The sequence below is a fragment of the Spirosoma fluminis genome (assembly GCF_054778895.1).
Genome location: NZ_BAAGZD010000041.1, coordinates 831045 through 856842, shown reverse-complemented (window position 1 = coordinate 856842; position 25798 = coordinate 831045). Strand labels below are relative to the sequence as shown.

General features: G+C 52.3%; 19 protein-coding genes. 10 read left to right on the top strand and 9 right to left on the bottom strand.

The annotated features are described in order from the left end of the window. Positions 1-54: 54 nt before the first annotated feature. The 3 genes from ACYVBJ_RS25475 to ACYVBJ_RS25465 all read right to left on the bottom strand — a co-directional run bounded on the left by ACYVBJ_RS25475 (position 55) and on the right by ACYVBJ_RS25465 (position 2237). Positions 55-981: a sensor histidine kinase gene (locus tag ACYVBJ_RS25475; protein ID WP_460985109.1), complete on the bottom strand. Its 927-nt coding sequence runs from the start codon at positions 979-981 to the stop codon at positions 55-57. Positions 982-1156: 175 nt separating this feature from the next. Next, a complete protein-coding gene (locus tag ACYVBJ_RS25470) occupies positions 1157-1633 on the bottom strand; it encodes a hypothetical protein (protein WP_460985108.1) in 477 nt (158 codons plus the stop codon). A gap of 70 nt (positions 1634-1703) precedes the next feature. Beyond that, on the bottom strand, positions 1704-2237 hold the full coding sequence (locus tag ACYVBJ_RS25465; RefSeq protein WP_460985107.1) for a TrmH family RNA methyltransferase: 534 nt from the start codon (positions 2235-2237) through the stop codon (positions 1704-1706). Positions 2238-2461: 224 nt separating this feature from the next. Here ACYVBJ_RS25465 and ACYVBJ_RS25460 point away from each other — a divergent pair, with 224 nt between their 5' ends. From ACYVBJ_RS25460 to ppsA, 7 genes are all read left to right on the top strand, one after another. Then, positions 2462-3247: a tyrosine-protein phosphatase gene (locus ACYVBJ_RS25460; RefSeq protein ID WP_460985106.1), complete on the top strand. Its 786-nt coding sequence runs from the start codon at positions 2462-2464 to the stop codon at positions 3245-3247. 92 nt (positions 3248-3339) lie between these two features. Then, a complete protein-coding gene (locus ACYVBJ_RS25455; protein WP_460985105.1) occupies positions 3340-4155 on the top strand; it encodes a hypothetical protein in 816 nt (271 codons plus the stop codon). 165 nt (positions 4156-4320) lie between these two features. Beyond that, a complete protein-coding gene (locus ACYVBJ_RS25450; protein ID WP_460985104.1) occupies positions 4321-5163 on the top strand; it encodes a universal stress protein in 843 nt (280 codons plus the stop codon). Between the two features lie 122 nt (positions 5164-5285). Beyond that, positions 5286-7946, top strand: a complete 2661-nt coding sequence (gene mutS, locus ACYVBJ_RS25445; protein ID WP_460985103.1) for a DNA mismatch repair protein MutS — start codon at positions 5286-5288, stop codon at positions 7944-7946. A gap of 15 nt (positions 7947-7961) precedes the next feature. Next, positions 7962-8453, top strand: a complete 492-nt coding sequence (locus tag ACYVBJ_RS25440; protein ID WP_460985102.1) for a Rad52/Rad22 family DNA repair protein — start codon at positions 7962-7964, stop codon at positions 8451-8453. Between the two features lie 200 nt (positions 8454-8653). Beyond that, positions 8654-9112, top strand: a complete 459-nt coding sequence (locus ACYVBJ_RS25435) for a MarR family winged helix-turn-helix transcriptional regulator (RefSeq protein ID WP_460985101.1) — start codon at positions 8654-8656, stop codon at positions 9110-9112. Positions 9113-9128: 16 nt separating this feature from the next. Further along, the gene (gene ppsA, locus ACYVBJ_RS25430) at positions 9129-11798 is read left to right on the top strand and encodes a phosphoenolpyruvate synthase (RefSeq protein WP_460985100.1); all 2670 of its coding nucleotides are present in this window, start codon (positions 9129-9131) and stop codon (positions 11796-11798) included. A 94-nt stretch (positions 11799-11892) separates the two neighbouring features. Here the strand turns inward: ppsA and ACYVBJ_RS25425 are convergent, their stop codons facing one another. Further along, a complete protein-coding gene (locus tag ACYVBJ_RS25425) occupies positions 11893-12612 on the bottom strand; it encodes a LolA-like protein (protein ID WP_460985099.1) in 720 nt (239 codons plus the stop codon). On the opposite strand from ACYVBJ_RS25425, the gene ACYVBJ_RS25420 reads away from it, so the two are divergent. Next, positions 12611-13714 carry a YihY/virulence factor BrkB family protein gene (locus ACYVBJ_RS25420; RefSeq protein ID WP_460985098.1) on the top strand — a complete coding sequence of 368 codons (1104 nt, stop codon included), beginning with the start codon at positions 12611-12613 and terminating at the stop codon, positions 13712-13714. The genes ACYVBJ_RS25425 and ACYVBJ_RS25420 overlap by 2 nt on opposite strands. A gap of 89 nt (positions 13715-13803) precedes the next feature. Here the strand turns inward: ACYVBJ_RS25420 and ACYVBJ_RS25415 are convergent, their stop codons facing one another. From ACYVBJ_RS25415 to ACYVBJ_RS25405, 3 genes are all read right to left on the bottom strand, one after another. After that, a complete protein-coding gene (locus ACYVBJ_RS25415; protein WP_460985097.1) occupies positions 13804-14076 on the bottom strand; it encodes a hypothetical protein in 273 nt (90 codons plus the stop codon). 83 nt (positions 14077-14159) lie between these two features. Further along, positions 14160-15062, bottom strand: a complete 903-nt coding sequence (locus ACYVBJ_RS25410; RefSeq protein ID WP_460985096.1) for an N-acetylmuramoyl-L-alanine amidase-like domain-containing protein — start codon at positions 15060-15062, stop codon at positions 14160-14162. 83 nt (positions 15063-15145) lie between these two features. Next, positions 15146-16864, bottom strand: a complete 1719-nt coding sequence (locus ACYVBJ_RS25405) for an alpha-amylase family protein (RefSeq protein WP_460985095.1) — start codon at positions 16862-16864, stop codon at positions 15146-15148. A gap of 146 nt (positions 16865-17010) precedes the next feature. On the opposite strand from ACYVBJ_RS25405, the gene ACYVBJ_RS25400 reads away from it, so the two are divergent. Further along, positions 17011-18885 (top strand): glycoside hydrolase family 13 protein, encoded by a 1875-nt coding sequence (locus ACYVBJ_RS25400; RefSeq protein WP_460985094.1) that lies wholly within the window; start codon positions 17011-17013, stop codon positions 18883-18885. A 279-nt stretch (positions 18886-19164) separates the two neighbouring features. Further along, a complete protein-coding gene (pgmB, locus tag ACYVBJ_RS25395) occupies positions 19165-19818 on the top strand; it encodes a beta-phosphoglucomutase (RefSeq protein ID WP_460985093.1) in 654 nt (217 codons plus the stop codon). Positions 19819-19826: 8 nt separating this feature from the next. On the opposite strand, the gene ACYVBJ_RS25390 is transcribed toward pgmB, so the two are convergent. Then, complete coding sequence (locus ACYVBJ_RS25390; RefSeq protein WP_460985092.1) at positions 19827-22361, bottom strand: DUF5686 and carboxypeptidase-like regulatory domain-containing protein; 2535 nt, start codon at positions 22359-22361, stop codon at positions 19827-19829. 462 nt (positions 22362-22823) lie between these two features. Next, positions 22824-25634: a TonB-dependent receptor domain-containing protein gene (locus ACYVBJ_RS25385; protein WP_460985091.1), complete on the bottom strand. Its 2811-nt coding sequence runs from the start codon at positions 25632-25634 to the stop codon at positions 22824-22826. Positions 25635-25798: the final 164 nt, after the last annotated feature.

The following is a 25798-nucleotide window of genomic DNA, read 5'->3' as shown; positions in this document are numbered from 1 at the left end:
AAATATACTTAATGTTTACTAATTTATAAAATAGTAAACATTTATATCGGTATTTCAAACCGTTTGCTGAACTGGAAGAGCCTCGATGCGGGACGATAAAACAGCCGTTGAGGGAACAGAAATCAGAAACTCACTGCCTTGTCCCAGCTCGCTTTTAACGCTGATTTGCCAGTCGTGGGCCTGAATAATACGCTGCACGTAGCTCAACCCTAATCCGAATCCTTTCACGCAGGGCTGGTTGTTATCGTGAACGCGGAAAAAAGGTTTAAAGACCTGGTTGATGAATTGCGGAGCTATGCCAACTCCCCGATCGCACACCGCAATCAGCAGCCCATTGTCGGTTGGCTCACTGTATAAAGTAATGTCGGGCTGGTCTGTACTATACTTCACGGCATTGTCGAGCAGATTGTGCAGTACGTTGGTCAGGTGCAGTCTGTCCGCCAGCAGCGACGTATCGGAACCGAGCAGACACAGCCGCAGATAATCGCCATGCCGTTCGGCAACAGAATGCAGCAGTTGGTGCAATTGAATCGGCTCCCGGTTCAGGGTCAGCGTATTACGATCGGCGCGGGCCAGCGTCAACATGGTCTCGACCTGGTGCTGGAGCCGTTCGGTTTCTTCCCGGATGATGCGAATGTACTTGTCGGTGCGCTCGGGTTGATTCCGGGCAATGGGTGAATCCAGAATATCGGCCGCCATGCGAATCGCGGTGATTGGCGTTTGAAATTCGTGTACCAGTGAGTGAAGTACTTCGGTTTGCACGTCGGACCGCTGCCGACGACGTAACAGCCGCCACAGTGCATAGCCCAGAATTACCTGCGAGGCTACGGCCATGACAAACAGGGCCAGCCAACGTAACGAAGGGGAAAAAAGCGGTACCGTTTCGGGTAGTGAAGACCAGTTAACGTAAATTAACCCACCCGTTAGTGCTAAGAGAAATAGCGCTACCGCGAGAAAAGGAAAGGTAGAGCGTTGAGTCATAGAATACGGTTTTCTACCAAACAGCAAATAGTAGGCCTATATGTTTACTATCTACTGTGTTGGTCGACTAGATATTAATGTAAATGTCAGAAAAAAACATTTACAAATGCAAGTAATATCCACAAAAAAGCCCACCAGAAGCGGGCTATTCTACGACAAATCAAGAAAAATGGTATTACGGATTGTCAGTCTGAGAATCGGAACTTGCTGGAGCCGGGGCGGCTGGAGTAGCCGGACGGGAAGCTGCGGGCTTCCGAGCTGATGTGGTTCTGCCCGTCGTCGCCTTCACCGGTGTTGGGGTAGGGGGCGGAACAACCAACGTTTTGGCAGTAGGCGTGCTGATCGACGATTCCGCTGCTTTGGGGCTGGCTACAGATTTAGCCTTTTTTTCGGCTTTAGCCGCGTTCTTCTTCGCTTTAGCCGCTTGTTTTTTGGCCTTCTTTTCGGTGTTTTTGTTGGTGGGCTTAGCGGCCTTCTTTTCGTGCTTATCCATCAGCTTGGTGAGCTTCTTCGCCAGCTTTTCGGCCGACTTCTCGATGGACTTCTTTATTTTCCTGGAAGCGGTACCAACCTCGCCTAATCGGGCTTCGATTGAACTGACAATGTCGACGGTCAGTGATTTCTGCTTTGTTTTTTTTGCGCTTTTTGCCATTGGTTCAACTGGAAAAATTTACAAATGAATACGCTTTTTTTATGACGATCAAAAATTCCATATTAAGTTTTCATTGCGCTTTTTGCAGATAATCCCAGCAGATAATGCCAGCCGTGACCGCAATATTGAGTGAGTGTTTTGTGCCGAATTGAGGGATTTCAAGCACTAAATCGGCGCTGCTGACCACTGCGTCGGCCACGCCGGTCACCTCATTACCCAACACAAAAGCGTATCGTTTGTTCGGGTCAGGCTTAAAATCGGCCAATGATACGCTGCCTTCGGCCTGCTCAACGGCGGCCACAATCCATCCATCGGCACGCAGCTGCTCGGTAAGTAGGGTAACATCGCTGGCGTACGCCCAATCGACCGACTCGGTGGCGCCTAGGGCGGTTTTGGTAATGTCGCGGTGGGGAGGTGTACCGGTAATGCCGCATAGGTACAGCTTCTGGGCCCGGAATGCATCGGCCGTGCGGAACACCGAACCCACATTGTTCAGACTACGTACGTTATCCAAAATCAGGCAGAAAGAGAATTTAGGGGCATCCCTGAACGCGTCGACCGACAGCCGGTTAAGCTCATCTAAAGCCAGTTTCCGAATAGCCATGTTACAATGTTATATTGATAGAGGGCGCAAAACTAATCGGGTTTGTCATAGAACGACACCTGCTTCGTTATTGGGATGCCTGATTCCTGTTACTTTGCGCTGGAACTGACATAGCCGAACGCCGATACATAGCGTGGCCAGGTGAGGATGTAGCCGAAAAAAGAAGTTAGTCGACAGGCAATCGACAACAGGAGCTGACACCAGCAAATAGCCAATAGCATAATATGGACATTTGGCAGACGATTCGCCAGGCAATTACTCCACAATCCCGGCTGCATTCAAGTCCGGGAGCCGATTCGTGTTTCTGGCGGGTTGACATGCATTCTCATGTAGTGCCTGGTATAGATGACGGCGTTAGCAGTCCGGAAGAGGCTGTCGAGTGCCTGAAACAATTAGCCGCTTGGGGTATACAGAAGGTTGTTGCGACTCCGCACGTTAGTTACGACTGGTATCCCAACGATACAGCTACGTTGCGGGCGGGGCAGGTTCAATTGCAAACATTGGCTGATGAACACAATCTTGGTCTTAAGATCGAAGTGGCTGCTGAGTACCTGCTTGATGAGCTGTTTCACGAGCGTATCCAGCAGAATGATATCCTGACATTTGGCGCGGCCCGATATGTATTGTTTGAGCTGGGCTGGGCCGCGGCCCCAATGCACCTGCTCCATTCGGTAGCCCAGCTGAAGGCCAAAGCCTATACACCCGTACTGGCTCATCCGGAACGCTACCCATATTACTGGGAGGATCTGTCGGTGCTTACGAACCTGCGTGAGCATGGCTGTTTGTTTCAATTGAATTGGGGGTCGCTTACGGGATTATATGGTAACCGGGTGCAGGCACAGGCACGTTTACTGCTAACGCGTGGCTGGGTCGACTTTATCAGCAGTGATTTGCACCGCCCCCGCGATCTGAAAGCCTTATCGGCCTTATTTACCCTGCCTGAATACGAGCAGCTCAGGAACCTGCCCCTCCTGAACGAATCGTTGTGTGAGCCGCTCACCCCAGCCTAAGCTTACCGGTGACAAGGTTCAGGCGGTTGATCTGCGTACAATGTGCAGTAGACAGCGGTCTACTTTGAGTTTATGCTTAAACGTTACGTATCATGCCTTCTCCAATTCGTTGTGTACTCGCGGTGTTCTGTTTTATGAAACTGGCCGCTCCAGTTCTAGGTCAATCGGCTCCATCACCGAAAGCCTATACATACCTGATTTACCACAAGCTATCCCCTGGCTTAACTATTCAGGATGCGCTGCTGGTGGAAAAAGAGTGGCGGACCGTTAATCAAGCGGCCGTTGACGAAGGCAATATGATTGGCTGGTATATGCTGGTCAAGCAGATGAGTTCCAACACGAACCCTTCCGAATACGACTACGTAACGGTGATTGTTACGCCCAGTATGGGCATCAAAGGTGCCTCGCCCGCGGGCATGTCCAGGGTTTACGGTGATAGTGTAAAAACGCGAATGGCTGATTTACAGAAACGCGACCGGGCAACGGCCCCGGTGGTGAAGATGGAGATCTGGGAAACTGTCGACGCGGTGTTCAGCCCTGGCTTTACGCCCGCCAAAACGCCACTGGTCGCTATCGATTTTATGCGGTTGCGTGATCCCGCTGCCGACTGGACAAGTCTGGTGGCCCCGATGAAGCGGCAGGCTGGTGAGCGAGTACAGAACAACACGATTGCTGGCTGGGATCTGTCTACCCTGGTTGTACCGAATGGCAGCGAAAAAGGTTACAGCCTGATTGCGGCCCAGAGTATGGCCACGATGGATGCCCTGGCGAATCGGAGTACAGCACCAAATCCTGAACAGATTAAGCTTCACACCCAGCAAAGCCGCACTTTTGAGGTGGTACGGCAGGAAGTGTTTCGAATTATGGAGTTCACAACGAAACCATCCGTGCCTCAGGCCACGAAGTAATTAGTATGGAGCATCGCTCGGCCCTTTAGCTCGTTTGCAGGATAGGGAACGTACCGGATTGAGGTGTGACCTGCGTAGTAAGTTTTTAACCACTTTTCGGGCTAAACCAGATTTCAACTTAGTTTTATGGCCGAACAGGTATTTATCAATCATTCCCTACGTATCATGAAAACGGTTCTGCTTGCTACGGATCTTACCGCTTCGTCAACACGGTCACTCGATTGGGCGCGTTTACTCGCGAGGCAGTACGGCGCTTCGCTGGCGCTGGTGCACATTCATTTACTCCCAACCCCACCGATCAGCGGTGCCCCGCTAGGCGTAGTCGATACGGTGTCTACCGTAGAGATGGCGGCTGATCTGGAGGCAATCAGCCGGGAGGGCCTGGATACGTTGGCGAATCAGCTCCGTTCAGAAGGCTTTTCGGTGCAGTCCGACTGGCGGGTAGGACCTATTGGGGATGAGATTGTAGCCGCGGCCGGGCAGCTCAATGCTGACCTGATCGTAACCGGACGTAGCGACATGAACTCGTTTTTCGACCGGTTAATGGGTACCTCGGCAACGAGTGTTGTTTCGGGGGCTTCCTGCCCGGTGCTGGTTGTGCCAACGAGTGCAGATAGCGCACCTGCGCAGCTAAAAACGATTGCATTTGCCAGTCAGCTGGAAGCGAATGATACCGATTCGTTCCGGGCGGCTCTGGCGCTGGCGCAGGAGTTTGGCGCATCACTGCAGCTGTTAACCGTAGATGCCGACAATCAGCCGAATCTGTATAACGACCGTGATGCGCTGGCCGAGCTGAATGAGGTGGCTAATGGGGCTCCCTATTCCAGTCATAAAATCAAGGCCAGCACCGTGACGGATGGCCTGAATGAATACCTCGATCAGCATCCCACCGATCTGCTGGTTATGACCAGCCGCGAACGTGGTTTCTTAGACGGTTTACTCAACCCAAGTCAGACCGGAAAAATGATCACAAAATCGACAGTGCCGGTGTTGGTCTATCACGTTTAAGTCCAAAATAGCCCAGCTTTGGGAAAAGGAGTGTGATCGGAAACTTGCCCTGGCTGAGGCCCGTTAACTACCATTTTTCGGCTGAATTTGCTAAATTTGTTTGAACTAATGAACGCAATTTAGTGAAGACAGCCACCGCAGCAAAACCTCAGAAAAAGACTAACGAAACGCCCCTTAATCGTCAATACAACCAGATTAAAGCCAAGTATCCGGGTGCGTTGCTGCTTTTTCGCGTTGGTGATTTCTACGAAACATTTGGCGAGGATGCCGTGAAAGCCAGCAAGATTCTGGGCATTACGTTAACCAAGCGAAATAACGGCGGATCAAACGAAGAACTGGCTGGTTTTCCGCATCATTCGCTGGATACGCACCTGCCTAAACTGGTCCGGGCGGGCGAGCGCGTAGCCATCTGCGATCAGCTCGAAGACCCGGCGCTTGCAAAAGGGATCGTTCGGCGGGGCGTTACCGAGCTGGTAACGCCGGGGGTGTCATTCAACGATAACGTACTCGATACCCGACGTAACAACTACCTGGCCGCCGTGCACTTTGGCAAGGGTGGGGGCGGTCATCCGGAGGATCAGTTTGGCGTATCCTTTCTGGATATATCGACCGGTGAGTTTCTCGCTTCGCAGGGCAATGCCGCCTATGTCGATAAGCTCCTGCAAAGCTTCAATCCGTCGGAGGTCCTGTATTGCAAGCGCAACCGGCAGGAATTCGGTCTGTTGTTTGGCGACAAGTTTCACACTTATACCCTGGAAGACTGGGCCTTTACGTACGATTTTGGCTATAACTTTCTGAAACAGCACTTCCAGACGACATCGCTGAAGGGGTTCGGTATCGAAGGCCTGCCCGATGGCATCATTGCCGCCGGGGTGATTCTGCACTACCTGAACGAAACCGAGCATAAAGACCTGCAGCACATCACGCGCGTAACCCGGCTCGAAGAAGATCGTTACGTATGGCTCGACCGGTTTACGATTCGCAACCTCGAATTAACGGCTGCCCAGCAGGAGGGGGGTGTTCCGCTCATTCAAATTCTGGATCAGACGGTTACGCCGATGGGGGCCCGGCTGCTGCGTAAATGGCTGAGTCTGCCGCTTAAGGAGAAAGCCCTGATCGACGAGCGACTGAATCTGGTTGAACTGCTCGTTGAAGACATTGACATCGCTGATACGCTGGTGAACCACCTGCGGCAGATTGGTGATCTGGAGCGGCTGGTGTCCAAAGTAGCCGTCCGGCGCATTAACCCGCGCGAGTTGCTGCAACTGAAGCGGTCGTTGCAGCACGTACTGCCGATCAAGGAATTGCTGATCACGGCACTCGCCCAGAATCAGTCCTCCTCATTGAAAAAATACGCCGACCAGCTTAATCCGGTAGCATTTCTGCTCGACCGTATTGAAGCTGAACTACGAGAAGATCCACCGACGCTGTCGAACCAGGGCGGTATTATCAAACCCGGTATCAATCCTGAACTGGATGAGTTGACGGCCATTGCATATTCGGGTAAAGATTACCTGATTCAGCTTCAGGAGCGGGAAGTTCAGCGGACGGGCATCGGATCGCTTAAAGTGGCGTATAATAAAGTGTTTGGCTACTATCTGGAAGTGACCAACGCGCATAAAGACCGCGTTCCCGACGATTGGATTCGAAAGCAGACGCTCGTGAATGCGGAGCGATACATTACGCCCGAACTCAAGGAATATGAGGAGAAAATTCTGAACGCCGAAGAGCAGATCTTTCAGATCGAATCCCGGATGTTCAACGAGATGATCATGGCGGCTGGCGAATACGTGGGCGCTATCCAGCAGAATGCCCGGGTCTTGTCCGTGCTCGATGTGCTGGCGTCGTTCGCACGGGTGGCCGTTAAGAGCAAGTATGTTCGGCCACAGATTACTGAAACCAAAGTGCTCGACATCAAAGACGGCCGTCACCCGGTAATTGAACAGCAATTACCCCCCGGTGAACCCTACATCCCGAACGATATCTATCTGGACGATGAAACGCAGCAGATCATCATCATTACCGGGCCGAACATGGCTGGTAAATCGGCGCTGCTGCGGCAAACGGCCCTGATCGTGCTCATGGCGCAGTCGGGTAGCTTCGTCCCGGCTTCGGCGGCTGAGATCGGCCTTGTCGACAAAATTTTTACGCGTGTGGGGGCCTCGGATAACCTCTCGCGGGGCGAAAGTACGTTCATGGTTGAAATGACGGAAACGGCCAGTATCCTGAATAACCTGAGCGAACGTAGCCTGGTCCTGATGGACGAAATTGGCCGGGGCACGAGTACGTACGATGGCGTGTCGATTGCTTGGTCAATCACCGAGTACCTGCATAACAAAACCGACTGCCGTCCTAAAACGCTGTTTGCTACGCACTACCACGAGTTAAACGACCTGGCTGCCGACAACCCCCGGATCAGGAACTACAACGTATCGGTGAAGGAGATGGGCAATAAGGTCATTTTTCTGCGAAAGCTGAAAGAAGGCGGCTCGGAGCATAGTTTCGGTATCCACGTAGCGCAGATGGCCGGTATGCCCGCCCAGATTGTGAGCCGGGCGAATGAAATCCTGAAGCAGTTAGAAGCATCGCACGGTCGGGAGGCTAACCGGGAAAAGATTCGCGAGGCAACGCCAGCCCAACCCGAACTGGCCCTGAAGATTTTCGAAGCGGGTGATCCCAAGGCGGAAATTATTAAAGAAAAGCTGCGCGGTATCGACGTTAACCGCTTAACGCCAATTGAAGCCTTATTAAAATTGAACGAGCTACTAAAGCTGGCTGAATAAAACAACGAATTACTAATGGAATTAACAGTGTTAACTGCCCCTTTAACGGCGCAGGAAATAGAATGGCGGGTGCAAAGCCAGACCAAAGACGGTCAGAAAATTATTGTTGTGCCCTATATCACAAACCGGTGCGTGATGCAGCGCTTTGATGAACAGTTCGGCTGGGCAGGATGGCAGAACGAAATCAAAGAAATTGAAGGCGGCTTCCTGTGCACGATCACGGCGGTACTGGAGGGTGGCGAAGTTGTAAAAAAAACGGATGGTGCTAGCCGGACGGGTATCGAGCCCGTAAAAGGTGGCATCAGCGACGCCATGAAACGCTGCGCTGTTCAATTCGGTTTGGGCCGGTCGCTCTACGATTTCCCGAAAGTATTTATCGAAACAACCGATAAGTATATTCCAAACTGGGCTACCCCGTTGCTGGATAAGATGGTCGACAAGATCAACGGCGGGGGCACCGTGCGTGATGTTGTGGTGTTGAAACCCGAACACGCGAAGGCTCACTAATTTCTTGTTATTCAGATTCTCCTGAACGCGCCACGGATTACAGTCCGTGGCGCGTTTCTGTTTATGAATAGAACGTATCTATCGTTTGCGAGCCGACTATTCAAGTCAATTGACACGCAATTGACTTGAATAGTCGGCGGTTGTAATTGTGGTGGAATTATTATTATCTTTGTGTCTAAGATATTTAGTTTATAAGATATATGGTAGATGATGACGTAATCAGGCGGGTCCGCAAACTGAATCAGTTGTATGCCTACACCTCCATCCAGATGCATGAAGCCGTTGCCCGGAAAGCGGGCCTTTCGGGGACGGATCATAAATACTTGGGCTTTCTGATCGAAAGAGGACAAATGACAGCGGGCGAACTGTCGACGTTAACCGGGCTGACAACCGGGGCAGTTACGGGTCTGATTGACAGGTTTGAAAAAAAGAATCTGGTGAACCGACGATTTGCCGCCGACGACAGACGCAAGGTTATCATCGAACCAAACACCGCCGTCATACTGGCGCTCCTGGCACCGCTCTACAAAGAATTTCGAGCCGAGTCAGAGAAACTCATTGCTTCCTTGTCAGACGAGGAGATCAAAATCCTTGAAACCTACTTTTCAAAATCCATTGAGATCATGAACGAAACAACAAATTACCTCAACAACAAATAATCGGACTAACGGAACAATGAGCGTATATCTACTTACTTTTCAGCATGTTAATAAAACAATGCGGGAGCTGGTTGGGGGGAAAGGCGCAAACCTGGGCGAACTTTCCCGGATCAACGGAATACACGTTCCCGACGGATTTTGTGTTTCAACCGAAGCCTTCGCCAGAATCCTTAAGGAAACGCCGTCGATAACCGAATTAATTGATCAGTTATCGCGGCTTGAGGTGGAAGACCGGGCTAAGATCGGTGAACGTAGCGGTGCGCTTCGCAGGGCTATCGAGGGCGTGACCTTTCCTCAGGATATAGCCGAAGAAATCGCGGGTTATCTCGCAGCGTTCGGTGAAAAAAAGACCTATGCCGTGCGGTCCAGCGCAATTGCTGAAGACTCCCCGACGGCTTCTTTTGCGGGCCAGCACGATACGTATCTGAATGTTATCGGAATTGATTCCATTCTAACCCATATCCGTAAGTGCTGGGCATCGCTCTTTACCGAGCGGGCCATTAGTTACCGTTTTCAAACGGCAACATCGGCAACTCGATTCGACCACCGTAAAGTCCGGCTGGCGGTGGTTGTTCAGCAGATGGTGTTTCCGCAGGTAGCCGGCATTTTGTTTACGGCTGATCCTGTTACGTCGAACCGGAAGGTAGTCTCCATTGATGCCAGTTTCGGACTGGGTGAGGCTCTGGTTTCGGGCCTGGTAAACGCGGATACTTACAAAGTCCGTGAGGGGAAAATCATCGATAAACAGATAGCTGCCAAGAAGCTGGCTATTTATGCCGGGAAAGAAGGAGGCACGAACCCGCAGGAAATTGCGTTTGAGCAGCAGCGTCGGCAAGCGCTGACTGATGAGCAGATTTTACAGCTGGAGCGCATCGGACGAACGATCGAAGCCCGTTTCGGCTATCCTCAGGACATCGAATGGTGCCTGGCGGACGATACCGTTTACGTTGTCCAGAGTCGGCCAATCACTACGTTATACCCGATCCCTGAAGCGGCTGAGGCCGAAAAAGCCGGGTCGTCGTACACGGGGCCGCACGTCTACGTATCGGTTGGCCATCAGCAGATGATGACCGACTCCATGAAACCACTGGGCCTATCGTTATGGCAGTTGACAGCCGCCCGGCCCATGTATAAAGCGGGCGGAAGGTTGTTTGTCGACGTCACCAATGACCTGGCTTCCCCCGCCCGAAGAGGGGTTATCATCAACGTGTTAGGAAAATCCGATCCGCTCACCAGAGATGCCTTGACGACAATTCTGGAGCGGGATGAGTTCATCGACGTAGTGTCGGCTGATGCGCAGGAACAAACTTCCGGCAAATCTGCTCAGGGTCCGTCATTTGCTGATTATCAGACGCTAAAGGACTACGACCCTGCAATCGTAGCTGACTTGATCAAACGTAGTGAACTGGCGATTGATGAGTTAAAACAGGCTATCCAGCCAAAATCAGGTGCAGAGCTGATCGATTTTATGCTGGAAGATATGCAGCAATCGAGGAGAAATATTTCTCATCCAGAAAGCTTTGGTGTGCTCATGACGGGTATGAATGCGGCATCGTGGATCAATGAACATATTGAAACGTGGTTAGGCGAAAAGAACGTAGCAGATGTACTTTCTCAATCGGTACCCAACAATGTTACGTCGGAAATGGGGCTGGCACTGCTGGATGTCGCCGATGTGATTCGCCCTTATCGTGAAGTAATAACGTATCTACAACAGGTCGATCGTTCACCCATAACGAACGAGCATTTTTGGGCCGGGCTGGTTCAATGTAAAGGCGGACAGGAAACCCGGAACGCGCTCGACAATTTCCTCAATAAGTACGGAATGCGCTGCGCCGGAGAAATCGACATAACAAGAACCCGTTGGCACGAGAAGCCAATGACACTTGTTCCCATGCTTCTGACTAACATCAAACACTTTGCCCCCGGCGAAAGCAAGCGCAAATTCGAGCAGGGGCGGCAGCAGGCGTTGAAAAAAGAACGCGAGTTGTTGGATCGGTTGAAGCAGTTACCGGATGGAGAACAGAAAGCCGAAGCGACAAGCCGAATGATCAGCCTGGTCCGGAATCTGGCCGGGTATCGTGAATACCCGAAATACGAGATCGTTGGCCGCTACTTCGTGTATAAGCAGGCTTTACATACAGAAGCCGACCGTCTTGTGCAGGCGGCTGTGATTCAGGATCAGGAAGATCTTTACTATCTCAACTTCCAGGAACTGCGCGACGTGGTACGTACCCATATGCTGGATTACGAGCTTATTACCCGCCGAAAAGAAGAGTACAGAATTTTTGAAAGACTGACTCCTCCCCGTGTTATTACGTCGGATGGTGAAATCATAACAGGTGCCTATAACCGGGACAATCTGCCGACTGATGCTTTGGCGGGTATTGCCGTTTCTTCGGGCGTTGTTGAGGGGCGGGCACGAGTCATCATAAATATGGAAGAGGCTGATCTGGAAGAGGGAGACATAGTAGTTACCTCCTTCACTGACCCGAGCTGGACCCCCTTGTTTGTGGCCATGAAAGGTCTGGTCACCGAAGTAGGCGGACGGATGACCCACGGAGCCGTAGTCGCCCGCGAATACGGTCTGCCAGCCGTTGTCGGTGTCGAAAACGCGACCAAACTGATAAAAGACGGACAACGAATTCGCGTTCACGGCACCGAAGGATTCGTCGAAATTTTGTAAAGCGCAAAAGGTGAGGTGGATTGCCGAAGTACGCGCCTAAAAAAAAGGAGGTACCGTCACCGGTACCTCCTTTTTTTTAGGCGCTGAAAACAAATTACTTAGGCATCGCAAAAATGCCCGGGTCTACTTTGCTGTTCAGCGTAAGCTTGGTCACTTTCGCCGTCATCGTGCCGGGCATACCAGCGCCACTGATTTCAAGGGTGTGCGGCAAATTCACGCCATCAACCTGTTTGTAGTCGTTGTAAGTGGCAGTACCTTCAACCGACTGCCCCTGTACGTTCATTACGGTCTTCGACGCAACCAACTGATACGTAGCCGCATCGAGGTAGTAATTATATACGCCCTCCGGTTTAGCCACTTTAATGTTATATACATCCTTGCCATCCCGCTTTTCTTTACCGACCAGTTCGTACGGTACTTTGTTCATCTGGACGTACGCCAGCTGCAAACCCGTTGGTTCAGTATTGTTTTTCTGAAGCTTTACCTGGTCGGCGGGGAGCTCCTGCGGGGCGTTGCCACCCTGCATTGGGTTAATTGCCCAGCCCTTATCACCGTCAACGACGCTGGTAATCTGCTGGCCCATAACCGAAATTTCACTACGTGACGATTTACCGACAACGAGCGTTGTTTTGGCCTGCATATCCATGCCCATTACAGACATCGTTTGCTCATACTCAGCCGTTTTAATAGCCGCAATTTTGTCAGCCCCGCCCAATGCCGTGATGTGTTTGCCGACGACCTCGCTGGCTGTCTGCGCGAACGTAAACGCCGGAATTGCCACGAGGGCAACAAGGGTAATAAGTTGTTTTTTCATGAAGAGATTAATCAGAAACCAGATCAAAGATAACGAATTGCGCTGGTCTTATCGTCTGAGTTTATCCCGAAACCTGACCGCTTATGGAAAAGAATCGGCCCCGATCCTCTGCTTTCTCCAGCGTATGAGTATAGTGGCTGTAACTATGGGACTCCACGGGCCGTTACGTTGGTATACACTACGTCCTATGCGGAAACTATCCACTTTTTTTAAACTGGCTGCCAACGCGTTCGCTGACTTAAAAGCGAATGATCCGATCCGCATGGCGGCTGCTACTGCGTTCTTCGCCTTTTTTGCCTTGCCACCTATCGTCATCATTCTGAGTCAGTTGTACGGTGAACTCTTAACTGGCGATAAGCAGCGGGTGAGCGGGCAGCTGTTCGGAAAGCTGGCCGAACTCTTTGGCCAGCCCAGCGCCCGACAGCTCCAGGATATTTCGCAGCACCTCCAGCAGCCCCGCTCTTCCGACGGCCTCGAAGTGTTAAGTGTATTCGTGTTGCTGCTGGCTTCGACTACGTTATTCGCGATCATCAAAAACTCGCTCAACCAACTCTGGAGTGTTCGGCCAGCCACTCAGCGCAATGTGGGGTATATTCTCCTGGATAAACTGGTGGCTTTGGGCATCATCATCTTTTCCGGCTTTCTGTTTACCGTTTCGCTGACGCTCCACCGGGCGCTGTGGGCACTGGCCAACTCCGACCTGGCCGATGGATTTCAGTACGAATGGCTACAGCGGGCAGGCCAGCATAGCTTTTCGGTCTTGGTGCTGACCATCTGGTTTGGTATTGTCTTTAAATACCTGCCCGATCTGCGTATTCGGTGGCGGGCGGTTTGGGTAGGGGCGCTGGTGACGGCTTTGCTGGTGGAAGTCGGCGAGCAGGTGCTGGATAGGTTGCTGATCAACAGCCCGGTACGAACCTTATACGGCTCAGCGGGTGCCATCATTCTTGTTCTGCTGTTCGTTTTCTATTGCTCGCTGATCTTTTATTACGGTGCCAGCTTTACCCGGCAATACGCGCAGTGGAACCACCTCAGGGCGGAGCCAAACGCCCGATCGGTGGCCTATCAGATCAAAGAAGTGGAACCGGAGAACCCTTCGTGAATGAGTGAACACGATGTGTACAGCCAGTCCGGTAGATCTGCGGTGACTGCTGCGACAACCGCTAACCGGCTGTGATCAGACAGAGTTGGTCAACGACCAGAGCTCGTTAAAACGACCAGATTCTGGGGGGGCTGCCAGGCACCATCTTTCCAGGTAAACTCGAACGATTCTTCGCCAATGGCCCACATCATCCATTTGCCCGCATTGGGCGTATCGCTCACGTTCAGGCGGTACTGTTTGGCGATAACTTTTATTGATTCGGCTTTCTGGTTTTCCGATCCCTGTATCGGCAAGCTTTGGTAAGCCTTATCAAATAATTCCTGCGTTACTATGTATTCGGTTTGTGCGTCCTGTCGAGCCATTATCTAGACTTTATTAGCTTCTAACTACAGAAACTGTAAAGCTGTTATCTGCTAAATGAGTATGCGGGCAAAATTTCGGGGTATTACTTCCCGCGCGCTACCGTCGCTGCTGACTCATTGGTCTTTAAACGAGCCACGCGAATTCCCGACAGCCGTTTGTTCCACAGTACGTAGTCGCTTAGCGGATAAGCCGTTATGACAACCTCGCCCTGGTCCGACGATGCGTGGAGTAAATGAATACGACCGTTGGGTTGTCGTACGGCGATGCCGACATGCTTCATATCCAGGCCGGGCCGGGCGGCTGTCAGCATAATGATGTCGCCCTCGCGAAGCTGAGCCTCCGCCTGCTGGATATTCTTTTTGGGAATAAAGGCGAACGCCTGCTGGCTGATGGCAGCCTCGGTAAGGGCCACCTGTTTGAAAATGGCCGGATCGCGCAGGTGCGGATACCGGTACGTAGCGGTCGTCATGTACGATACCGGTTTGGCCACGGAGATGCTGCCGGGGAGTTCGCGGGTAACATCCGTCAATAGCCCCTTGCGCTCATTGTCGTAGAGCCATTCCGAAAAGTAGTGCAGACGGCTGGCGTATCCATCAATCCGGCCAGCCCGGTAGCGGAGCTGCGTTAAGTACTTACGAAAGGGCGGTTCGAACTGAACCGGACTGGCTGAACGCGGCCGGGTCGGCAACGCAGCGGGCTTGTCGGTTCCGTCGTGATACGCAAGCGTTAAGGCCAGAACGGTTTCCAGAAACGTTGTGCAGTCGAACTCCCGGACGTTCACCACCAACTGTTCAGTCGGATTTATATCAAGTGTATGGGGCACGTAGGGTTTACCCAAAAACTGTTTACCGATGCTGACGGCTGTTTCGGCCGGGGTTTTACCGCCTTGCAGAGTTATGGATTGTAAATTGTCGGGTGCCGTTGGCTGAGCCAGCGAAAGCGACGACGTAAGCAGGAAAAGAAGTGCTGTACATGGTTTTACCATACGCCTGACAGAAGTAAAAAAGCTCCCCAATGGGTTGTGATACGTTTGAATCGCCAAGAAACCACAAAGTAACGAAACAATGATCATTTAATCTCCAGCACCTGAACGTTCCAGGGCGGTAACACCAGCGAAACACCGGCCGAACCGGTTGCTTCGAGTTGCAGCGAAGCCAGAAAAATATCGGTGAACTGATACGTTCGACTGGCCTCTATACCCATTGTGGCGAACGCATGAGCCGGAATCCGAACGGTTGTTTCGTACGTTGTCTGGCTGGAAAAATTGCAGACGATCAGCAGTTTCTGACGATCGGTATACCGTAGGTAACTATAGACCTGACGGGCGTCGTAGCCTTCGCTCTGGCCATTGTCGTTGGCGTACTGAAGATCGTAAAAGTAGCCGTTCTGGATGGCATCTGAGCCGTTGACGAGGTGATTCAGCCGCTGGTAGAACGCCCGCAACTTCCGCTGTTCATCCAGTAATCCTCCTCCGTCGTACTGCCCCTGGTTAATCCACCCCTGCCAGTCAGGTAATCCCCAGTAATCGAAAATCGTCGTTCGGCCGTCATCCCCGCTAAAGCCTTCGGAACCCTCCGCCCGAACGCCAACTTCCTGACCAAAATACAGCAGCACGGGACCCGTATGCATGGTGGCGGCTACCGTCATACCCGGTATGGCCGCCCACGGATTGCCGGCAAAAAAACGGGACGCGATACGTTGTTCGTCGTGCGTTTCGAGAAAGCGGAGCATGTGCTGCGGGAAATCGCCGGATTCCTGCTGCCATACCCGGCTCAGGTCGTAACAGGAGCCATGCCCTTCCATCAGTCCGCGAACGGCATCGTACAGGCCGACTTTGTCGTACAGGTAATCGAAGCCGCCCTGAAAGATAAACGACCGGTATACGCCGGGTTCGTAGATTTCGGCGATGAAAATCAGCCGGGGATAACGCTGCTTCACCTGACTTATAGCCCACTGCCAGAACTCGACGGGCACTAGCTGAGCCATGTCGCAGCGAAAGCCGTCGACGCCTTTTTCGGCCCAGAACAATAAAATGTCCAGCATCTGCTGCCAGGTGGCGGGTATGGGATGAAAGTGACGACTGCCTCCGTCGAAGAGGTTGATACCGTAGTTGAGCTTGATGGTTTCGTACCAGTCGTTTGCATCGGGTGCGGCCGTAATGGAGCCGCTGCCGGTAACCTTAGCCGGATGTTCCTGGTGCGTGGCCTTACCTGCAGCGCCTGTGTTCGGCGCAACGAAGGTCTCTCCGGGTAAATAATAAAAATTGTTGTTCGGCGAGAAATTTACGGTCGTGTCATCCTGTTCACCCAGATCGGCGACGTCCGCTGGTTTCGCATCGGATTTGTACTGCCGGGCCACGTGATTTGGCACAAAGTCGATGATCACTTTCAGGCCATGCGCGTGGGTACGTTGCACAAGCGCTTCAAACTCGGCCATGCGATCCGGTACGTTAACGGCGAGATCCGGTGCTACGTCGTAGTAATCTTTAACGGCATAGGGCGAACCCGCCCGGCCTTTGACAATGGCTGGGTCGTCAGATTGAATACCGAAGGACGTGTAATCGGTTTGGGTAGCGTGTTCAAGTATGCCGGTGTACCAGATATGCGATGCCCCAAACTGCCTGATCGCCCGCAGCGCAGCGTCGTTGATATCGTTGAATTTACCAACCCCGTTTTCCGCCAGGCTGCCCGCTGGCCGGTTGGTTATGGTTTGGTTACTGAATAAACGCGTGAAAATTTGATAAATGATCAATTTGTCCATGACGGGGACAATGGATGTGGTATTCATACTCGTTCAGGATGGATGTTACGGTGGCTTGCAAAGCTAACGACAAAGCTATGGCCTTTTTCAACGAAAAACTTGGGTTATTTTTGCATTATTGTGCTGCTAAGGCCATATATCGGTTGTATATCCTGTTGCTAATTATGCCTTGTATGAGAAGAATTCATGTTGGTTGCCTGGTCTGTATACTGTTGGTTAGTCCGGGCGCCATCGCGCAAAACGCCCAGATTAAGCGCGTCAATCCAACGAACTGGTGGGTAGGTATGAAAAATCCGAACCTGCAACTGCTGGTATACGGGCCCAGTGCGGGGGGGCTGACGTATTCGGTTACGTATCCCGGCGTAAAACTGGTTAAAACCCACACGGTCGAGAATCCGAACTACGCCTTTCTCGATCTGACCATTGCGCCCAGCGCCAGGCCGGGCACCGTTCAGCTGGTGGGTAAGCGGGGTGCACAGACGCTCACCCAGCCGTTTGTGCTCAAAGCGCGCGACCGGTCGCCGAAAGGGCAGGGGGTTACCGCTGCTGACTTCATCTACCTGGCCATGCCCGATCGGTTTGCGAACGGTGATCCGGGCAATGATAAATTTGCCGATATGGCCGACCCGAACGCCGATCGCGACAATCCGTTCTTTCGGCATGGGGGCGATTTAGCCGGTGCCGGTTCACGCATAAACTACCTAAAGGATCTGGGCGTAACGGCCATCTGGTTTACACCCGTACTGGAGAACGACCAGCCCTTAACGAACGAAGGGGGCGCGATGCGATCGGCTTATCACGGCTACGGCTTCACCGACCATTACGTTGTCGATCGGCGGATGGGCGGTAACGAAGCATATAAAGCGTTCGTGAAGAAAGCGCACGAAGCCGGTGTGAAAGTGGTACAGGACGCAGTCTATAACCACGTGGGTATCAACCACTGGTTTTTGAAGGACCTGCCCATGAAGAGCTGGCTGCATCAGTGGCCTGCGTATACCAATACGTCCTATAAATACCAACCCGTTACCGACCCGCACGGTGCCGAGAGCGACCGCCGGATTACGCTCGATGGCTGGTTCGTTCCCCACCTGCCCGATTTGAATCAGAACAATCCATTTTTAGCGAATTTCCTGATTCAGCACGCCATCTGGTCGGTTGAAGAGTTCGGCGTCGATGCCTGGCGCGTCGATACGTATATGTATAACGACCAGCCGTTTATGAACCGCTGCAACAAAGCGCTGATGGATGAGTATCCCAGGATTCATATTTTTGGAGAGTCGTGGGTGAACAACGTAGTCGATCAGGCATATTACACCCGCAACAAGATTGATTTTCCGTTTAAATCCAATCAACCCGGAGGACTCGATTTTGTGGTCTATTCGGCCATGCTGGATGCGCTGAAACAGAAATTTAGCTGGGACGATGGCGTGAACCGGTTCTACCAGGCACTGGCTCAGGACGCGGTGTATGTTGACCCTAATAAACTGGTTACGTTCCTGGATAACCACGATACGGATCGGTACCTGTCGGTGATTGGCGACGATTTTGACAAGTACAAGATCGGGCTGACCTGGCTGCTGACCACGCGGGGTATACCCTCAATGTATTACGGCACCGAAATTCTGATGAAAAACTTTAAAGACCCATCGGATGCAGAGGTACGCCGTGACTTTCCCGGTGGTTTTCCGGGCGACAAGCAAAACAAGTTTGAAGCCGCCGGGCGTACCGACCGCGAAAACGAAGCCTTTTTATTTATACGTAAGCTTGCTACGTATCGCCGGGACAACCCGGTCATGCACACCGGAAAGCTCATGCAGTTTCTGCCCCAGGAGGGTACGTACGTTTACTTTCGATACGATGCCAACAAGACGGTAATGGTGGCTACGAACACAAACGACAAAGAGATTTCACTGGATACAAACCGCTTCGCCGAGCGTATGAACGGCTTCACATCGGCTCGCAACGTACTGACAGATCAGACGCTGTCGGATCTAAAACTCATCAAGCTACCCGCTAAAACGGCGCTGGTGCTGGAACTGAGTAAGTAAGTTTTGTATATGTAGAATGCATTTCTGATGCGATCAAGACAATGGTCAGGAATGCATTCTTGTTTGGTGGGCACCAAAATTTGCTGTCGCGCGGCCCTGCCACAGCAAAACGCTATCTATCATTCGGTTAGCCTGGAATCAATCTGCGCTCAAGTTGATTACGTTGCCGGATTCCTGAACTTGCCGTTGTAACCCGAACTATTACGTTGATTCGTTCCGCTTTTCGGTGGATAAGCCGTCCGCTCTGCGTAGTTTTGCTTTTCTACAACCTGAATTAATATGCCCATTGAGGCGTTTCTTTTCGATCTAGACGGTGTGATTGTCGACACCGCTATATATCATTATCAGGCCTGGCGTCGGCTGGCGAATGAACTCGGCTTCGATATTTCAGAGGAGTTTAACGAACGGTTGAAAGGCGTTAGCCGTACCGATTCTCTGGACATTATTCTGGCGCACGGCGGCCTGACGTTTCCGGATGAGAAAAAAGCGGAGCTGGCCGCGCAGAAGAACCAATGGTATCTGGAACTGGTCAGCCGGATGACATCGGACGATATTCTGCCCGGTGTGGCTAACTTTTTCTCGCAGGTGCGTAAAGCCGGTTTGCAAACAGCCTTGGGTTCAGTCAGTAAAAATGCCCCGTTAATTCTCGAGCGTATCGGCATGACGCAGACGTTCGACGCCGTTATCGACGGAACGAAAATCAGCAAGGGTAAGCCCGACCCGGAAGTATTTATCAAAGGCGCTCAGGAGCTGGAGGTTCGCCCGGTCGAATGCGTTGTGTTTGAGGATGCCGTAGCAGGGGTTGAAGCCGGTAAGCGGGGCGGCATGTTTGTCGTCGGCTTAGGCTCTCCGGAATTGCTGGTACAGGCCGATCTGGTAGCGCCTTCGCTGGAAAGCCTAACAGTAGAGCAAGTGCTGGCGAGCGCTAACTGATGGGAAGTCTAAAACGCTAACCAGCCGGATACTTTAATGGCGAAGGGCGTAACGGGGATGCCGGTCCGGCTGATGTTGTCGCGATACGTTAGCCGGTGAATGGCATCCACACGTAACACTTTAAAGATGTTGTCAATGCCGTAGCCGACTTCAATGTAAGGAGTCCGGGTTAGTGAGCTAAACCCTTCAACAGCCTGACCGTTGACATCCGTGGCCGGGATCATGGCGAGGTTAGCCGACGATACGCTGCCCGCCAGCACTTTTGCCGTAATGAGTTCCCGCCACTTTAACTGACGTAACACGGGCAGCCGATTGAACAGCAGGCCGCCGAAGTTGTGCTCAAACTGAATGGTCGCCCAGCGGTCGCAGACGAACTCGAAGTAGTTCATCAGGTTATAGGCGTTACCCACGTAGAACAGTGACTCATTGCCCAGCGGAGTGTACAGCAATGGATAGGGTACCGTAGCGGGTATGATGCCAGCGCCTAGTGAATAATACGTTCGGCCCAATACGCCCACGCGGAAGGAGTGCTTTATGGTCAGGGCTACGCGCTGGTAGGCAAAATCGCCACCGAGCACATCCCGCAGCCCGACCGTGTACCGGAGCGTGTAAATTGGCTTGCGGGTCGCGCCCGCGCTTACCCGTACGTTATCGTTCTGAAGAATGACTTCGTCCGGCGCAAACCGAGTTTCCCAGATTAGCTCCGAGGTGCGGTACGTGCTGCGCATGGACTGATCGTTGTCGCGGAGCTGCGGCCGGAAGGCGAACGGGAAAAGCGGCTCGAAACTGCGGTTGCGCAGGGCTATGGTCTGGGTGAAGCCCCGACCCATCTCGCGCCGAAAATACAGTAAATTCTCTTCCTGGAAATACGGTCGCCGGATGGTGCCAAATCGGGAATAAGCCGCAAAAAGCGAGTTATTACCAATGTTGTCGGCCGATACACCCACCCGCTCCAGATCATACGTCCGACGAGCGCCCAGAACCGTCCAGGGCTTGCGGTTTACGATGTACTCGATGTTGGCGCTGTACTTGACCGTTTCATCTTTGGTGCCATAGGCCAGATAGCCACTCAGCAGCCATTTTCGGCTAAAGCCGGTGTTTGTCCGCAATCCAAACCGAAACCGCGTACCTTCTACGCTGTTGCTGGCATACGAGTAGAGCAGGGGACCAATGTCAATGTTCCACTTTTCGATGGGTTTATAGCCCAGCACACCTAGTTTGATGATTTCTCCGGCGACCTTTATTAAGGGTACATTCCGGACCGAGTCGACGACTCGCATGGCCCGCCATTCATCGGGCGAAAGCGAGTCAGGGCGTACGCGCTGCCAGAACGCTGTATCCGCTTCGCGGTAGTCGTCGGCCAGTTCGATGGATGGGTCGTAGAAAGTAGGATCTTTCGGCTGGTTTTCGGTGATGTTTCGAGCCGTGGCAAAAAAGCGAACCAGGGCCCCCGGAGCACGGGGAGCTGGTTGATCCGTATCAATCGTTACCTGCGTTTGGGTCGGAAACCGCAGCCCCGACGTAATGGTCGTCCATTCCTGCTCAATATGCAGTTCGTCGACGAAGTTGATGTTCGCCCGTTTGTCGACCCGGGCATCCACCTGAGCGAGGGCGAGCTGCAACGTATCAATCCAGACGGTTCCGGTAAAGGCCAGATCAGCGGCCCGTTTGGGCGTAAATTCGATCTCGTAACAGATGGCGTTGCCGAGCGAAACCGTGTCTTTCAATCGAAAGGTATAAATCGTTTCCCACTGCCCCCCAATCGGCGACGGAATGTCTTTACGCAGGATGTATAAGGAATTTCGGTAGAAGTTATATTGCTGAAACGACGCTCCCGTTAGTTGCGCAATCAGGCCACCGTCGCTGACGCCTACCCCCGTTACGTGCGATTTCAGCACGCGCTCTTTTACTTTCTCGGGGTTGCTGCGGGCGTAGAAGTTGGAAACTGTTTCAGAGATAAACACCGGTACGGCGGGACTTCCGTTTTCGTCGGTTATGGCTGGCAGCTTACCCAGTAACCGCCCGAGTGGACCCGGTCGTTTGTTGTTTTTACGCTTCTGGGTAAAGTTGTTGATGTAGCCTTCAATCTTGGTATAGCTGTCGTACTGATACGCTGTCAACTGGGCTGGGTCAAACTGACTGCGCCGACGTACCGTTTCGCGAATGACCCGGTAGGCGGGGTCTCCTCCCTTCGCGTATACTTTTACTTCCTGTAGACTGGTAGCAGCTGATCGGAGCTGAGCGTCAATGATCTGGGTGGCCTGGGGCAGCAGCGGATACGAATGCGTCTGATAACCCAGACTCATCACCAGCAGCGAATCAGCTAGCTGCTTGATACGTAGTGAGTAGCGACCACTTTCGTCGGAGGTCGTACCCGTTGTCTGCCCTTTTACGGCAATGCTGGCAAACGGAATGCCATCGCCCGTAGCCGCATCCGTTACGCGCCCCGAAACCGTATAAACAGTTCCCTGAGCTACGCATACGAAAGACCACAGAACTAATATAAAGTTTAGCGCAACCGTGTTAGGTACTAGTTGCTTCATGCAATCGTCAGGTAGAGTATTCGATGTAAGTTAACCCCTTTATAGTCAACAAAGTTTACTAGTGTGTAGGCAATACTGGTAAAGTCCAGTATTATGGTGAAAAGTCTATATAGATAAACGTCAGATACGATTTTCTGGTGAATGGGATGACAATTCGGATGCAGCATCTAGTGAGATACGTTGTATAACACAGATTCGTTGCATCTATATCACCGTTGCGTACGAGGTGGGTAACCGTTTGTCAGGACCTTGATTATAGTAAGTAGCTGTAAGCCTGACAGGCAATTACCCGCGTTTTCCGACTGCACAAGCGTGGGCCAGCTGGACGCAATAAGCAACACCGGGTAGACACAAAAAAAGAATCCCCCCTGCAACACAGGGGGGATTACCTATAACCTATTCTAATCTACTATACAACGATCTCACAAAATGTACCATTAGGTATCACCTGGTCAGCTCTGGTTATCTTGGCCGTCCACCACGGCCACCGCCCCGGTTCCCACCACCCGATGGAGTCGATTGCTGAGGTTGGTTGCCGTTTCCGGCATCACCACCGCCATTGTCGCCTTCTTTAATATCGTCGTTGTTGATGGAACGACGACGCTGCTGGGGCTGATCGAAGCTCATCTTGCCAATCTTATAGCTGAACGTCAACCGAATACCCGCGTTATAGAAGCTCGTCATCGTATTTTGGGTCAGGATCGGCGAGGACAGTTCCGAACGCATGGTGAAGGGATGGTTAAAGAAGTTCTCTGCCGCCAGGCCAATGCTGCCGCGTTTTTCGTTGATGTCTTTACGAACCCCCACGTTATAGAAATACATCGAACTCTGGTAACCCTGCAATTGCACTTGTCTGCCGCGCATACCACCGAAGGCCTGAACACCCCACCCATTTTTAAGGGTCAGGCTGGTCATGAGCCGACCGGCGATTACCCAGCCTGAATTCGACGCCGAATAAATTGGATTCGCATTGTTGTTGGTCAGGCTGACGTGGTAGAGGTCAATGCCGCCACCAAGCTGCCATTTCGAGAACAGCGTACCATTACCGAACAGGTTGATGCCGTATGCATCCTGATGCCCAACATTCTGGTAGCTGGTGCGGATAACCTGCTGGTAAACCGGGTTAACTGGATCGCCGAACGACTGGCGGGCCGTGTCGCGAACCGCGGTGATCTCGTTGTTGGTGCGCCGGGCAAACAACGAAGCATTCAGATACAGCCCCTTGATGTTTGCACTGGTGCTGAACTCCACGTTATCGGTCAGTTCGGGCGACAGATACGGATTTCCAACCGTAATGTTGGTTGGGTTGGATGAGTTTACGTTCGGGTTGAGGAACTGAATACCGGGCCGCTGAATCCGACGGTTATACGCCAGTTTGATGATCCTACCGCCACCCAGGCTTTTCGAAATATTAATGCTGGGGACCAGGTTTCCGTAATCAGGAATCGAAGCCGCCGGAGCCGTCGACTCGTTGCTGAACCGGGCGTTCACGAACGTGTATTCGTAGCGGGCACCGGCTTTAATCGTGTACTTACTCTTGGTCGTTAAGGTATAGGACAGGTAAGAGGCTGCAATATTCTGATCGTAATACAGCGTATTGGCGGGCCGCGAATTATCGACTACGTAAGGCGCATCTGAGCCATTGGCAATCAGGTATTCGTATTCGCTGTTCACCTGCCGGAAAATACCTTTACCCCCAAATTCCAGCAGTTGATTTTTGCCCATTGGGGTTTGGTAATCAATCTGTAAGGTCGATTCCTGGTTATAGCTGATGTTGTCGTTCCGCTGGCGGGACGTAATGGTCTGGAAATCGGTTCCGCCCAGGATGTCCGCTACGAAATTGTTCGTGCGGTTGTTGCGGCTATACAAGGCCAGTACGCTGAACTCCTGCTGGGGCTTGTACGTCTTGGTGTACGTAACGTTCGCATCAACCGTGCCCGACCGATCTTTCGTGCGAACGTCCCGATTGTTAATCAAGGGAAAGAAACCATTCGGCTGGAACGTTTGGGTCAGCAGGTTATACTGGTTGTTGTTGCCGTTGCGGGCTCCATAACGAAGACTGGCTGTCAGCGAGGTAGTTTTGTTGATGTCATAATCCCAGCCGAGCTGGTAGTTGCCGAATAGCCGCTGGCTTAAGGTATTGGCCGTTTGGAGGGTCCGTGCATTACCGGCGGATGAGAGCGTGGTCTGCTCATTCGAGAACGAGCCTTTTACGTTGTATTCGGCCCGGCCGAAGCCGCTGAGCGAAAAACCCATCTTGCCGGTCCGGTAGTTTCCGTTCAGGCCCAGGTTACTCCCCCGGTTGCCACCGCCCCCATTTATATCGAGGGTTGCGCCTTGCAGCGTGGTCTTCTTGGTGATGATGTTGATGATACCGGCCGAGCCTTCGGCGTCGTACTTGGCCGAGGGCGAGGTAATCACTTCCACCGTCTTGATCATGTCGGCGGGAATCTGCTTCAGGGCATCGGCCACGCTGCTGGCCACAATGGTTGAAGGTTTGTTGTTGATCAGCACGCGAACGTTGCTGCTGCCCCGCAAACTGACGTTCCCGTCGAGGTCAACCGACAGCATGGGTACTTTCCGGAGGATGTCGCCAGCATCTCCGCCCTTGGCCGTAATGTCTTTATCGGCATTATACACGAGCCGGTCTACCTTTTCTTCGACCATAGCCGCCTGACCCACTACGTTCACTTCTTTCAGGGTGCGAACATCGGGAGTCAGTTTAACCATGCCCAGGTTGAGGTCAGTGCCTTTGTCGACTGTGATGAGGGCGCTGCGCTTGTCTTTATAACCGATAAACGAATACTGAAGCCGGTACCGGCCCGGTGCCAGTTTGTTTAAGGTGAATTTACCTTTATCGTCGGTTGTGGTCCCGTCAATCGGTTTGTTGGTTTGGGGATTAAGTACGGCTATCGTGGCAAACTCGACGGGCTTATTGGTCGTCGAATCCATCAACACGCCGACTATGCGGCCGTTCCCGCGGGGGAGTGGTTCAGATTCTGACACCCGTTGGCCGGGCGTAACGCCGGTAGGGGCTGCACCTGCAGCGGGTGCATTACCAGCCGAGGTTGGGTCAGGCGTAATGTAAACAGGCGTAATGGTATCGGCTTTGGCGGGAGTGGCTGCGCCGAACGGATCGGGAACAGCACTGGCCGGCTGCGGACTAACCGCCGGTGTCTGGGTACTGCTGGCCGGAGCCGCGGGTGTAACCGGAACCTGCGCAAACACAGTCGTTGAGCTAATAATAGATATAGAAAGTAACAGCGTCTTCATAGCAATCGGTTGTATCCCTGAAATGACACTCAAAACTGGCCTATTCTTAATGCGTTAAAAAATGAATTTGGTTGAATGCCAATTTTAAGGTGCTGAAGCCAGTGAATAGGCGGGGGAACAATTCCCTGTTTTAAGCGAGCCAGTTCGTTACGTCCAACAGCCAA

Bases quoted from the DNA above. Each gene is read 5' to 3' on its own strand.
- ppsA (WP_460985100.1), top strand. From the start codon at position 9,129: ATGAGCGTATATCTACTTACTTTTCAGCATGTTAATAAAACAATGCGG.
- ACYVBJ_RS25415 (WP_460985097.1), bottom strand. From the start codon at position 14,076: ATGGCTCGACAGGACGCACAAACCGAATACATAGTAACGCAGGAATTA.
- ACYVBJ_RS25460 (WP_460985106.1), top strand. From the start codon at position 2,462: ATGGACATTTGGCAGACGATTCGCCAGGCAATTACTCCACAATCCCGG.
- ACYVBJ_RS25470 (WP_460985108.1), bottom strand. From the start codon at position 1,633: ATGGCAAAAAGCGCAAAAAAAACAAAGCAGAAATCACTGACCGTCGAC.
- pgmB (WP_460985093.1), top strand. From the start codon at position 19,165: ATGCCCATTGAGGCGTTTCTTTTCGATCTAGACGGTGTGATTGTCGAC.
- ACYVBJ_RS25385 (WP_460985091.1), bottom strand. From the start codon at position 25,634: ATGAAGACGCTGTTACTTTCTATATCTATTATTAGCTCAACGACTGTG.
- ACYVBJ_RS25475 (WP_460985109.1), bottom strand. From the start codon at position 981: ATGACTCAACGCTCTACCTTTCCTTTTCTCGCGGTAGCGCTATTTCTC.
- ACYVBJ_RS25435 (WP_460985101.1), top strand. From the start codon at position 8,654: ATGGTAGATGATGACGTAATCAGGCGGGTCCGCAAACTGAATCAGTTG.
- ACYVBJ_RS25465 (WP_460985107.1), bottom strand. From the start codon at position 2,237: ATGGCTATTCGGAAACTGGCTTTAGATGAGCTTAACCGGCTGTCGGTC.
- ACYVBJ_RS25440 (WP_460985102.1), top strand. From the start codon at position 7,962: ATGGAATTAACAGTGTTAACTGCCCCTTTAACGGCGCAGGAAATAGAA.
- ACYVBJ_RS25405 (WP_460985095.1), bottom strand. From the start codon at position 16,864: ATGAATACCACATCCATTGTCCCCGTCATGGACAAATTGATCATTTAT.
- ACYVBJ_RS25390 (WP_460985092.1), bottom strand. From the start codon at position 22,361: ATGAAGCAACTAGTACCTAACACGGTTGCGCTAAACTTTATATTAGTT.
- ACYVBJ_RS25455 (WP_460985105.1), top strand. From the start codon at position 3,340: ATGCCTTCTCCAATTCGTTGTGTACTCGCGGTGTTCTGTTTTATGAAA.
- ACYVBJ_RS25400 (WP_460985094.1), top strand. From the start codon at position 17,011: ATGAGAAGAATTCATGTTGGTTGCCTGGTCTGTATACTGTTGGTTAGT.
- ACYVBJ_RS25450 (WP_460985104.1), top strand. From the start codon at position 4,321: ATGAAAACGGTTCTGCTTGCTACGGATCTTACCGCTTCGTCAACACGG.
- ACYVBJ_RS25420 (WP_460985098.1), top strand. From the start codon at position 12,611: ATGAAGAGATTAATCAGAAACCAGATCAAAGATAACGAATTGCGCTGG.
- ACYVBJ_RS25410 (WP_460985096.1), bottom strand. From the start codon at position 15,062: ATGGTAAAACCATGTACAGCACTTCTTTTCCTGCTTACGTCGTCGCTT.
- ACYVBJ_RS25425 (WP_460985099.1), bottom strand. From the start codon at position 12,612: ATGAAAAAACAACTTATTACCCTTGTTGCCCTCGTGGCAATTCCGGCG.